The following is a 12,404-nucleotide window of genomic DNA, read 5'->3' on the forward strand; positions in this document are numbered from 1 at the left end:
TATATAAAATTTTTAGCTTTAATATAATTAATGGTTAAAAATAATAATGAGGAAGATTATGTCAAGTATGAGTAGCGTTGCAGGATTATCCAAATACATTACAACCCTGCCAAAAACCAAATTTTCAATAGTTGGAATGATTGTTATCAGTTTCATTACAGGAGCTTTATATTTCATTTTGGATATTACAACATTATATGGGCTACCTGAAGAGATATTGTATGGTGGACTATACACCCTACTGATAATCGGGGTGCCGTCAATCATGAGCGGTGCACTCAACCAGCAAGTTATAAGCATTCTGGATGGAATAAACCTAAAAATCAAACATTCAATGTTTCTATCAGCACTTTCAATGACCATTTTATGTTTCATCGTGCTTATCGGAGGAATAATAACCAGATTGATAAACATTGACATATTCTTAAACACATTATTATTCGGTTGCGTGATAATCTACGGTTTTAACACACTTGTTTTCTGGACCACATCAAATGTGAGATTTTCAAAGGCCGTAACCACAGGACTGATTCAGCCTGTGCTTATTTTAGCAATGTATATCCTAATAACATTTTTAGTGACTGATACCAGTTTTATGGGTTCTGTCATTTTGCAGATTACCATAAAGGCAATGATTGCAGGGATAATATTTGTACTGGCAATATATGCATTCATAACCATTATCGCATCCCCATTCAAGAAAAATCTTGGAATTGGGGTTCTAGACTTATTAAGCTTATTTATTGCACATATGAACGAAGGGTCAAACTCACTTGAAGGACTGTTTGAAAATATGGGTGAGGCAATAGATACAGTTGTCACCTTCGTTAGCTTTAAAACTGAACAGGGAATTAAAGCACTGTTCATTTCCCCATCAGTCCATCCGGGACCTCTCGGAGATTTAGGTGGATCCAACATGCCAACAATATTGGCAAACAAATTTGATTTCTTTACAATGGTTGCTCATGGCCCTTCAACACATGACTTCAATCCTATTGCTGTTTCAGAAATCGATAAAATAGAAAATTCCGTTAAAAGAGGTTTGAAAAGAGTGAAATATTCATCTAAAGCCAGCAAATTCATCAGATACACTGAAGAAAAAGCAAACATTGGAGTTCAATTCTTTAATGACGGAATGGTCATCCTGTCCACATTTGCCCCTGAAGCTGTCGATGATATAGAATTCGGTGTAGGCCTTACCATGATGGCTCAAAGCAGAAGCAAGTGCGGCGTTGAAGATTCAATTATTGTAGACTGCCACAACTCATTCACTCCAGAAAGTGGGGAAGTCCTGCCTGGAAACGCCGAAGTATTCCAATTAATCGACGTAATCGATAAGATCAATCCTCTGCAGGAAAAATATGATATAAAAATCGGTTGCTATGAAAACAACATGGGCGATTTGAATAAACAGGAAGGAATTGGAGACAGTGGAATTAAAACAATGGTTATCGAAGTCGACAACCAGAGAACAGCTTATGTCCTTTTTGATTCAAACAATATGGAAATCGGATTCAGACAGGAAATCATAGATGCTGTCAGCGACATGGAAATAGATGAAATTGAAGTGATGACCACAGATACTCACACTGTAAATACTCTTTCACGAGGTTATAATCCAATTGGAATTGCAAAAAGAGCGGAAATTATAGAATACGTGAAAATAAGTATTGCTGAATCAATAAAAGATTTAGAAAAAGTTGAAGTTGGAACTGGAACCGAAAAAATCTTGAATCTCAATACATTCGGACCAAAGAATTCAACAGAATTGATTTCAACAATCAGTTCCGTTGTTGCCGTAAGTAAAATTATAGCTCCAGTTTTATTAATTACTTCATTAATAATCGCATTTATTTGGATATTCTTTGGAGGATTATAGATACATTACAAACATTGTATATGCAATAACCCAAGTAAAGAAGAATGGTGCGATTCCATCCCATAACCATTGAGAAAATCCAGAAATTTCATCACCAGCGATTTTTTGAGAAAACTGGCCGACGAAATATAGTATAATCAAAGCAATAAAGCCTGCAAAAACATCATTTTTAAATCCAAACCAGCCAACGGTAAGACCAGTTGAAATTAATGCTGCAACAAGTGCAGAAATAACATGAATTGTTGTTACTTTAACAGTTGTGTCCATTGATATCCTCCATAAATAAATATATTAATATAATTTTAGTGATTATAATATATTAAAGTATTGATTAAATTAAAAGGTGTGTTATAATAATGAAACCCATGTCTAATGTAGACATATATACAATAAGTAATGAGTTGAATAATTTGTTAAGCGGTGCTCGCGTAGATAAATCGTTCCAGCCAACCAAAGACATAGTAGTGATGAGATTTCATGTTCCAGGGACTGGCAGAATAGATTTAGTGATGCAATGTGGCTCAAGAATACACACAAGCCAATATCCGCTTGAAAATCCAACCATTCCCCCATCATTTCCAATGCTTTTAAGAAAAAGATTGAAAGGGGCTCATGTTGAAAGCATAACACAGCATAATTTCGATCGGGTAGTTGAAATCAGGATTAAAAAGGACGTATACTATACAATCATTGTAGAACTGTTTGATAAAGGAAACATAATCCTCCTAGATGAAGAAAACAACATTATTCTCCCTCTAAAACGTAAACATTGGAGTACCAGAGACATCAGCTCCAAAAGGGAATATATCTTCCCTGAAGAAAGGGGAATAAATCCTATTGAAATAACAGAAGATGAATTCAAGGCATTGTTTGAAAATAATGAAAGTGATGTAGTCAGAACACTTGCAAGAAACGGTCTTGGAAGCCTATATGCTGAGGAAGTCATTAAAAGGGCAAATGAAATAACTGAAATCGATAAGAACACACTGAATAATGAAATTACTGAAACACAATACAATGCTTTATATGGTGGATTTAAGGATCTCTTTGATAATTTGAATAATGAATCAATAAAACCTCAAATTGTAAAAGGCGAATCCAAAGAGGACGTCGTTCCCCTTGACCTGAAAAAATATGAGGAATTCGAAAAAACATACTATGAAACCTTCAACGAAGCATGCGATGAATTCTACTCAAAAAAAGTAAACACAAACATTAAGGACATAAAAGAGGCCGCATGGAATAAAAAAGTTTCGAAGTTTGAAAAAAGATTAAGTTTACAGCAAGAAACCCTCGATAATTTTGAAAGGACAATTGAAGAAAGCCAACATAAAGGAGGGGTAATCTATTCTAATTACCCCACCATAGAAAACATCATAAATGTAGTGAACACAGCAAGAGGTAAGGACTACTCTTTTAAAGAAATTGGAAAAACCCTGCAAAAAGCTAAAAAAGATGGCATGGCTGAAGCGCAAATCTATGAGTCAATCGACAAGTTGGGCGTCCTGACACTGAACATTGACAATACCAACATCAACATTGACCCTAAACTCACCATTCCCGAAAATGCCGAAGCCTATTATGAAAAAGCAAAAAAGGCTAAAAGGAAAACAAAAGGTGCCCTGATAGCTATCGAAAATACAAAAAGACAGCTTGAAGACATCAAGGCTAAAAAGGACAGTGCTATGGAAAACATTGCTGTGCCTAAAAAGAGGGTAAAGAAAGACCTTAAATGGTATGAGAAATTAAGATGGTTCGTAAGCTCCGAAGGCATTTTGGTTGTTGGAGGCCGTGATGCAAACAGCAACGAGAATGTTGTAAAGAAATATTTAGAACCAAATGACATTTACTTACATGCAGATATACATGGTGCATCTTCAACCGTGATAAAATTAAATGACACTGAATTAAATGACAATATCCTTAAAGAATCAGGGGAGTTTGCAGCTTCATTTTCATCAGCTTGGTCGAAAGGCTTCACATCCCAGGACGTCTTTTGGGTTCATCCAGACCAAGTTTCTAAGACTCCCGAAGCAGGAGAATTTTTAGCCAAAGGATCATTTGTCATAAGGGGTCACCGCAATTACATCCGGAGTGCCCGCGTAAAAATAGCTATTGGAATTGTTGACTACGAGGGTAAGCGAATAATGGCCGGTCCAATCGAAGCCCTTGAAGCGCACTGCGAAAATTTTGTTGTATTGAAACCAGGATTTACAAAAAAAGAGGCAATAGCCAAAAAGATACTGCATAAGATAAACGAAGATGACCTAATCACACTTGACGATATAATAAGAGTTCTGCCATCAGGAAAATGCGATATCGATGAGGAATATCATCAAAGAAAAAAATATGAAAGGAATTAACCCTGATAATCTTCAGGATTGAATTCAAAGTATTCATCTGGATTCATCACTACAATATCAATATTCGGATTGAATTGGCTGACAAAGTTAGCGAATATTGCAGGATCTTGTTCTATTGGTGGAAATGTATTGTAATGCATCGGAATAACTACTTTAGGGTTTAACCACATGGTTGCCAATGCCGCTTCAAAAGGACCCATAGTGAACTTATCACCAATAGGAATCAAAACAACATCAGGCTTATAGATATCTCCAATGATAGTTTTCATATCACCAAACAAGCCGGTATCTCCAGCATGGAAAATTTTAGTGCCGTCTTCAAAAGTTATTAAGAAGCTTGCAGGGGTTCCGCCTGGAACGATGTCCTCAACCACATCAATGCCTGAAGAATGTTTGGCTTCAAGCATAGTGAACTTAATATTTCTGAAGATGAAAGACCCACCTATATTAACACCAATATTTCTAATGCCTTGTTTTGCTAAGAAGAGTGAAATTTCGTGGATACAAGCTATAGGGGCATTAGTGCTATTGGATATTTCCAATGCGTCACCAAAATGATCTGAATGACCGTGGGTGAGCAAAATTATATCCGGATTCAGTTCTTCAACTGGAACTTGGCAAGCCGGATTATTGCTTATGAACGGGTCAATAAGTATCTTTACGTTATCATCACTGATTATTTCAAAAGCTGAATGTCCTAACCATCTTATTTCCATTATGCTGCTCCTCCAATGCTAGCTAAGATTGAATCATCCAAATTGGAAGCGATGTCCCAAGTCTTTTCGAATGCTGCCCTAATGTTGGAAATGGAACTTCTGTCATCATAAATAGCACCATATTCAACACCGTTTTGACTGTCAGAGATAATCATTGCATGTGAATCATCAGTGATTAAGTTTACGGTATGTACTTTAGGAACAGTTTTGATATGAACTCCTTGTTTTAAAAGAGAAGATATTAAGAACATGTAGGACATGTCTGAGATATCGAATTCGTCAATGATTACTCTGGAGTATATTGTTGGAACGTGAGACAAGAATCTGTCTGATAAATCTTTCAATGAAGGAATTTCCAACATAATTTCCTTGTTTACATGAATAGCTAATTGGTCAAATGCATCCTGTGAAGTCACTAATCCTCCATCAGAGATTACATAGCTATTGAGGGCTTTAGGTACAGGAAGACTTTCAGGATCGTTGACATCAATTTTGATATCACGAGGTTGTCTGAACTCATTGGCAATAGGTGTAGGAGTTCTTAAGACAGGTTCTTTGAGGTCTTCTTCAGATAAAGCGCGTTTGATTTCTTCAGATTTATCAGTTTCAACAACGAATTCAGGAATTTCCTCAACGACATAATTTGCTTCACGTCTTTTAGGAGTTCTGTTAACTTTTAATGGTTTTTCATAACTAGGAGTGAAATTAAGTTCCTTATCGCTGAACTCTACCTCTTTTTCCCTACGTACATTTAAGACAGCTTTTGGATTATCTTCAAAAGAATTGCTTAAAAATTGGCGGGTAGAAGGTTCTTGATAATCATCGAACACCAATTCATCGTATTCTGTATCATCATATTCATTATAATCCCTGCGAACATGCAATGGTTGACGGGAATTATTGGATTTACCCTCAAACCTATCTAAAAATGCAGAGTTAAATTCATTAGAATTAATAAAGTCTTTAATAGCGCTAGTAGTCCTATCAGCATTGGAATCAACAAAATAGCCAATGATTAAAATGATACCAACGATTGATATGATAAGACCAGCTATCATTAAAATGTCTACTAAATTATACACAATAGTCTCATATGCTATGAGAATTCCTACTACAAATAAAATAAAACCTGAAACTAATTTTATAGTACTATCCACGATTTCACCCCAATCGATTTTAATCACTCTATATTTAACTAATTATAATTTATTAATGACCTCATTAATAAACCTAATGGAAAAAATAGGAAAAAATAAGAAAAAAATAGAAAAAATAGGTAAAAATTAATGAAAAAAATATGAAAAAAAGAAAAAAAGTAATACTTTTTAATTAAATAGTAATATTAATATAATTGAAAATATCATATAATACATGGTGAAAAAAATGAAAAAAATGGAAACATTAATCAGTGAAAACTCTGGACAGGGAGCTGCAGAATACATCCTATTATTCGGAGGAGTACTAGTTATTGCATTGCTGGCTCTAACAATATACAGGACATATATGCAGACAAGTGACACAAGCCTAAAGGCAAAAGACGACATCATAGATGTCAGAAACACAATATTAGACAACAGGACCCATGTCTAGAAAAAAATTGGACGACAATGGACAGGGAAGTGCGGAATTAATCTTAATTGTAGGAGGATTAATTGTAATCGTGCTTCTGATTGGAAGTTATATTTCAAATATAACTACAAAAGCAAATACGAACTTGATAAATTTGCTAAAACAAGAAAGAGACTTTTTAATAAATAAGCTTTGAAAATAGGGGCCACCCTATTTTCCATAAACGGAATTGAAATTTTTCATGAATCCAAATAAAAATTTCCTTATTTTTTTTGATTGATTATTAAACCTTTTTGATTTATTTCTCCACTCCTGATTCGAGTTGAAGAAATAGGATTTCCATCATAAGCCAATACAAAACTTACGACAATAATATCAAGAGGTTTCATTCCCTTAGAAACCCTAATGTTATTTATTTCGACAGCAGTCGGTTCAGTCTCCTCACTAACAACAATAGCCTCGAAGTCATCTTCATAGATTGTTGTTCCATAAGGATCTTCAAGCGGGACAATAGTGAAATCTGTTTTATCTGCAAAAAATAGCTTGAGATTTCTCATTCTCTCTTCACAAGAATCAATATCTCCCTTTAAGCCTCCAAAGGCATCGGAAGTCACTCCAATTTCAACCCTATCCCCAATTTCAAAAGCGGTTGATAATAATTTTTTATGACCATCATGAAATTTATCAAAAGTTCCTCCAACAGCCACTTTGGAATATTTTCTAGAATTCATAATATTGCCCTATTATCTTTCTAACAATAGGTTTATAAGAACTATTATAAATTATTAGCTATTAAAAAAAAGAATTTAAAAAAAATAAAGAGTTTATTTTAAAAAATAAAAAAGGTAGGTAATTAGAATTCTATACCTGCATAATAACCGTGAAGGCTATATGAATTTGTATTCCAATTAGCTACATATCCTAACGAGTTTCTAGAACTTGTTGCATCACTTACTGTCCAAGTATCACCAATCAATACTTGAGCCCATACATGCCCATAAGTACCTCCACTAGAGAATGTACATGTTCCGTGAACATATCTAGCAGGAAGGTCTGCAGCCCTATACAAAGCTATAACAGCATGCGCGTGATCCACACAGTTTCCAGTTTTTGCATTTAATGTACCTACAGCACCATATCTTGTATCGTAATAGAAACTATATGATACTGTATCCCTTACATAATTAAAGATTGCTTTAGCTTTTGCTTTATCAGATGTCAAACCAGCGGTTAACTCCTTGACTAACGCCTGTACTTTAGCATTATTAACTTGACAATTTGTAGTTGCTGCCAAGTATGCAGCCAAGTTTTTAATAGTATTTTTGGTGTTTAATCCAGAAGAACTTGAGCTTGAATCTTTTAAAGTTGTAATGGATACATAGGATGGCATGCTTCCATGGTCACCATAAAATGCAAGTACACGAGCAGATTCGTAAACAAGACTTCCGTAACCAATGTTACCTAAATCTGAACGTGCGAAATCTGGCATTACGCCACTAGTGCGCTCATAATAGACTATACGTTTTGCAACATCAACATAAGTATATAGATTTCCTAAATCATTCGGAGCGCGAGGTAATTTAGGGTCTTTCACGTTTTTAATTACAACATTAGATTTGTCACCGGATTTTAATTTAATTATGGCTTGTGAAGCCAAATGTAAATATTGGGCAACAGTAAATGTTGAACCACCAATCTTGACTGAAGATGGTAACTTTTCATTATCAACTATATAATTTTTAACTGTTTTAGATGCTGCGATAATATCTTTGATAGTAATTGTGTTAACAACATTAATATTTGCAGATCCTGAAAATTTACCATGTGTGAATGTAATGGTATGGGATCCTTGTGATAATATTCCTATTTTGACTTTAGCAATACCATCGGAATTAGATGTTGCTTTTAAATTTGCATTTCCTATTTTAAATGTGATTACAGCATTTTTAATAGGTTTATTGAAACCATCAACAACTTTTACTGAATAATCGAATTTGTTACCGTAACGGATTTCCTTATTGCTTGCTACAAATTTAGTTCCGTTAATGATTACATTTCTGGAATTGGTTTCTGACTTGTAATAGTCATCTGCAAGAACAACTTTAACGGGATATTTTCCTACACCGAGGTTAATTCCCCATGTAGCTACACCGCTAGAGTTTGTTTTGTGGACATAACTTTTTCCATTAATTGTAAGTTTGATTTTGGAATTTTTGAGAGGTTTGCCGTTTTCATCTTTAATGATAGCTTTATATTTTTCAGCATCTCCATAATCCTTAATCAAATTGCTTGAATATACTGTAGCGTCAAGTTTTAAAATGTTCAACTTGTTAGTACAGTCTGTAAAGTATACTGCACCGGAACTCAAATAACTGCAAACAACAGAGTAAGTGCCCGGTTTCAATTTTCCGATACTTAATCCAGCCCATCCGTTGGCATTGGTAACACGTTCGTAAGTCTTACCATTAATCTTAATTTTGATGGTTTTATCAGTTAAAGGGTCACCATGATTATCCAATAGTATAACACCAAAATTGGATCCATCATCGTATTTCATCTCAACATCATAAGATTTGAATGAATAAACAGGATTGTGAACAATAAATTCTCCAGAGCCCTTTGATGCCTTGAAATAATCGTTTCCACCGAATTTATAGGTAATATTGTGAGTACCTACTTTTGATCCGGCAGTGATAATAATGCTTGCTTTTCCATCATCATTGGTCATAGCAGTTACTACTTTACCATCATATTTGAAAGTTACTTTTGCATTTTTTACAGGCACGTTATTGGCTGATTTTACAAGTACGTTAAATGTATGCTTGTGGTTTGGGAGAATGTACGGTTTTGCATAAGTCTGTTTGACTGTAGTGTTATCCTTTTTGACAACAATAGTATTTTTTACAGTTTCCTTGGAATAAGGGTTATATGACTCAATTGTATATTTTCCAGGGAACAAACCAACATTCAGTTTTGCAACTCCATTTGAATCAGTGACTCTTTTATAAGTTTTCTTACCGATTTTAAATGAAACTTCAGTATTTGCTAATGCAACATCATTTTTATAAAATGTTGCCTGAAATACGGAAGTCACTCCGTAAACTTTTTCCAAATCGCTTCCAACTACAGAATGTAAAACCTTAACCTTTTGTGTGAGGGAAGATTTTGCATATTTTGAATTTCCACCATAGCTTAAATCAGCGGTATAAGTACCTCTGCTTGAAATATTGGTCTTGAATAAAACAACACCTTTCTTATTAGTGGCTCCAGTGTAAGTTGCGCCATTGATTTTCAATGTAACTTTCTGACCACTTAATGGAAATCCTGAATCGCTTTTTAAAATTACTCTAAAAACAGCACCTGAACTACTGTAAGTAGTGTTGGCTATTGTTAGTTTAGAAGGAACGTCTCCTTCAGCGGTTAAAACTTCAGATTGACTTGAACTGCCAGAAACAGAAATACTGGTGCTTAAACTAGCATCAGCGTCATTGTCACTTGAAACAGCTAAAGTATCATTAGTTTCATTAATTTCAGAATTGGAAGCCTCTAAATTCCCGTCATTATCCTCATTATCTGATTCACTGTTCTGTGAACCCATGATATCAGAAGGATAATCTTCTAAATTATCATCATGAGAATTAGTTTCTGAGATAGAATCCCCGTTAGAAATTTCTAATTTATCTTGTGTAGACAATGCCAAAGCATCATCATCTAAATTTGAATCTTCATAATTTGAAACATCAGTTGAATCGATAGCACTAACAGCACCTAACACTAGGAAAAATGTTAATACTAAAGATATGAACAATGTTTTATTTTTTATCGAAATATTTCCACCTCTTGGTTCTCATTACGAAAATTTTTATAGTAAAATATGATTATACTAACATATAGTATTTCATAATGAGTAGATAATGATATATTTTAAACCATATATAAATGTTTTTACAACTTTAAAATTTAAAAAACAAATTAAAAACAATTAAATTGATAAAAAAAGGTTAAAAATATATGGAAATCTATATTAAAAGACAAATCATATTGAAATAAAGTATAATAAGATTAAATAACTTGAATTTAATTTAAATAAAAAGCAACCCCACTAAAAATAGAATTTTAAAGGCAGGGTTTGTTAAAACATAAATCGTGGAATTTTAAAGATAAATATAAAAATTCAACGATTTATTGAATTATAATAGAAAAATTAGGCGATTTTAAAAAGTTATATTGAAAATAACTAACTTAACTTAAAAATAATGAAATGCCTCAAAAATAGTTGATTATATGCTCTATGAAAAGAACACTTTCCAAAAAAACCTAAAACAAATTGACATACGTTTTGGGATAGCTTACCCAAATATCTATCAAACAGCAATGTCATCTTTAGGTTACAATATCCTATATAATCAAATCAATGAACGTGACGATACATGGTGTGAGCGAATAATTTACCCTAGCACAAAATCAATTGAGACAAATACTCCTGGAAAGAATTTTGATATCCTGAGTTTTACAATTCAATTTGAAGAGGATTATTTTAATGTTTTGGAAATGCTTAAAAAAGCTGAAATACCTCTTAAAAGAAAAGAACGCAGTGAAAACGATCCACTCATTATTGCAGGAGGTCCATGTCCAACAGCAAATCCCATGCCTCTTTTCGATTACATAGACCTGTTCATCATCGGCGAAGGCGAACGGACAATAGACAAATTTTTGGATAAGTGGAAAAAAGATCCAAGCAGGAATCTGGAAAAGTTTTTGGATATACCTGGAATATACATTCCCGAATATGACAACAAAACAAAAATATCCCTAATTCAAAACATGAACGATGCTTATCATATCACACAGCCCATAATTACCAAAGGTGAAAGCGATGGCTACAAAAGCGTTTTCAATAATTCTATAATGTTAAACGTTTCAAGAGGATGCATGAGAGGATGCAGATTCTGTATGGCTGGTTACCTTTATAGGCCAACAAGAGAAACCGATTATAAAAAATTAATTGAAACAGCTATTGAAACCAGAAACAATACTGGATTAAACAAGATTACGTTAATCGGAGCTGCTGTGTCTGATTACAGTAATTTGGAAAATTTAATAGAAGGGCTTGAAAAGGAAGATTTTCAAATTTCAACACCTTCTCTAAGAATTGAATCGATTTCTAGAAAGACTTTGGAAACACTAAAGAGAAGCGGTCTTAAAACCATTACCCTTGCTCCAGAATCGATCGACAGATTGCGAAAGGTAATCAATAAGAATATTCCTGATGAAAAAATATTTTCAGTGATAAAAGATGCTGTCGATTTGGATTTCAAGATAAAACTGTACTTTTTGATTGGAATACCTGGGGAAAGTAAAGACGACATTGTTGAACTTGTAGAGTATATGAAAAAAATTGCAGGAATGCATTATAGCATCAAGAATGTTAAGTTCAGCGTAAATCCTGTAATTCCAAAACCCCACACACCACTACAATGGGAGAAGTATGATTTCAAGGACATTAAAAATAAAACAAGATTTATCAAACAAGAAATGAGAAAATATAACATTAAGTGCGAAAGTCCTAAAAAAGGTATGATTCAATATATATTATCTTGTGGAAATAGGCAAGTTGGAGCAATTATTGAAAAATCCCTAATAAAGACTCCTACATTAAAGGAATGGAAGGAATTACTTCCTGATTATGATGTAGGTGATGAATTGCCTTGGAGCAATATTGATGTGAGTGTAGATGATAAATTTTTGAAAATAGAACATAAACGATTGAGAAATTTGAAGCAGACACCTTGGTGTGAAACTGGCCCATGTCACAATTGTGGAGCATGTGAAAAATAATTACTAGAAAAAAATAAAATTACTAGATACATAATATAT

General features: G+C 33.8%; 9 protein-coding genes. 4 read left to right on the forward strand and 5 right to left on the reverse strand.

All coding sequences use genetic code 11. From position 1 onward, the window contains the following. Positions 1 to 58 precede the first annotated feature (58 nt). On the forward strand, positions 59 to 1,879 hold the full coding sequence (locus Q0W25_RS00910) for a DUF2070 family protein (RefSeq protein ID WP_298517731.1): 1,821 nt from the start codon (positions 59 to 61) through the stop codon (positions 1,877 to 1,879). Here Q0W25_RS00910 and Q0W25_RS00915 read toward each other — a convergent pair. Further along, positions 1,874 to 2,146, reverse strand: coding sequence for a hypothetical protein (locus Q0W25_RS00915; protein WP_298517734.1), 273 nt, complete (start codon positions 2,144 to 2,146; stop codon positions 1,874 to 1,876). The genes Q0W25_RS00910 and Q0W25_RS00915 overlap by 6 nt on opposite strands. Positions 2,147 to 2,235: 89 nt before the next feature. Between Q0W25_RS00915 and rqcH the strand changes: the two genes are divergently transcribed. Beyond that, complete coding sequence (gene rqcH / locus Q0W25_RS00920; protein ID WP_298517737.1) at positions 2,236 to 4,242, forward strand: ribosome rescue protein RqcH; 2,007 nt, start codon at positions 2,236 to 2,238, stop codon at positions 4,240 to 4,242. On the opposite strand, the gene Q0W25_RS00925 is transcribed toward rqcH, so the two are convergent. Further along, positions 4,239 to 4,958 carry a metal-dependent hydrolase gene (locus Q0W25_RS00925; protein WP_297826350.1) on the reverse strand — a complete coding sequence of 240 codons (720 nt, stop codon included), beginning with the start codon at positions 4,956 to 4,958 and terminating at the stop codon, positions 4,239 to 4,241. The two genes, rqcH and Q0W25_RS00925, sit on opposite strands and share 4 nt — an antisense overlap. Continuing rightward, positions 4,958 to 6,115 carry a hypothetical protein gene (locus tag Q0W25_RS00930; protein WP_298517741.1) on the reverse strand — a complete coding sequence of 386 codons (1,158 nt, stop codon included), beginning with the start codon at positions 6,113 to 6,115 and terminating at the stop codon, positions 4,958 to 4,960. Before Q0W25_RS00930 ends, Q0W25_RS00925 begins: the two co-directional genes overlap by 1 nt. 226 nt (positions 6,116 to 6,341) lie before the next feature. Here Q0W25_RS00930 and Q0W25_RS00935 point away from each other — a divergent pair, with 226 nt between their 5' ends. Then, positions 6,342 to 6,548 carry a class III signal peptide-containing protein gene (locus tag Q0W25_RS00935; RefSeq protein ID WP_297826344.1) on the forward strand — a complete coding sequence of 69 codons (207 nt, stop codon included), beginning with the start codon at positions 6,342 to 6,344 and terminating at the stop codon, positions 6,546 to 6,548. A gap of 242 nt (positions 6,549 to 6,790) precedes the next feature. Here Q0W25_RS00935 and Q0W25_RS00940 read toward each other — a convergent pair whose 3' ends face one another. Next, positions 6,791 to 7,258: a phosphopantetheine adenylyltransferase gene (locus Q0W25_RS00940; protein ID WP_297826337.1), complete on the reverse strand. Its 468-nt coding sequence runs from the start codon at positions 7,256 to 7,258 to the stop codon at positions 6,791 to 6,793. A 122-nt stretch (positions 7,259 to 7,380) separates the two neighbouring features. Next, positions 7,381 to 10,302 (reverse strand): transglutaminase domain-containing protein, encoded by a 2,922-nt coding sequence (locus Q0W25_RS00945; RefSeq protein ID WP_298517745.1) that lies wholly within the window; start codon positions 10,300 to 10,302, stop codon positions 7,381 to 7,383. 509 nt (positions 10,303 to 10,811) lie between these two features. On the opposite strand from Q0W25_RS00945, the gene Q0W25_RS00950 reads away from it, so the two are divergent. Then, entirely contained in the window at positions 10,812 to 12,365 is a 1,554-nt protein-coding gene (locus tag Q0W25_RS00950) for a radical SAM protein (protein ID WP_298517748.1), read from the forward strand. Positions 12,366 to 12,404 lie beyond the last annotated feature (39 nt).

Origin of the sequence: uncultured Methanobrevibacter sp. (assembly GCF_947166415.1) — an archaeon.
In the GTDB taxonomy this organism is placed as follows: Archaea; Methanobacteriota; Methanobacteria; order Methanobacteriales; family Methanobacteriaceae; genus Methanocatella.

Bases quoted from the DNA above. Each gene is read 5' to 3' on its own strand.
- Q0W25_RS00925 (WP_297826350.1), bottom strand. From the start codon at position 4,958: ATGGAAATAAGATGGTTAGGACATTCAGCTTTTGAAATAATCAGTGAT.
- Q0W25_RS00910 (WP_298517731.1), top strand. From the start codon at position 59: ATGTCAAGTATGAGTAGCGTTGCAGGATTATCCAAATACATTACAACC.
- Q0W25_RS00915 (WP_298517734.1), bottom strand. From the start codon at position 2,146: ATGGACACAACTGTTAAAGTAACAACAATTCATGTTATTTCTGCACTT.
- rqcH (WP_298517737.1), top strand. From the start codon at position 2,236: ATGAAACCCATGTCTAATGTAGACATATATACAATAAGTAATGAGTTG.
- Q0W25_RS00935 (WP_297826344.1), top strand. From the start codon at position 6,342: ATGAAAAAAATGGAAACATTAATCAGTGAAAACTCTGGACAGGGAGCT.
- Q0W25_RS00950 (WP_298517748.1), top strand. From the start codon at position 10,812: ATGCTCTATGAAAAGAACACTTTCCAAAAAAACCTAAAACAAATTGAC.
- Q0W25_RS00940 (WP_297826337.1), bottom strand. From the start codon at position 7,258: ATGAATTCTAGAAAATATTCCAAAGTGGCTGTTGGAGGAACTTTTGAT.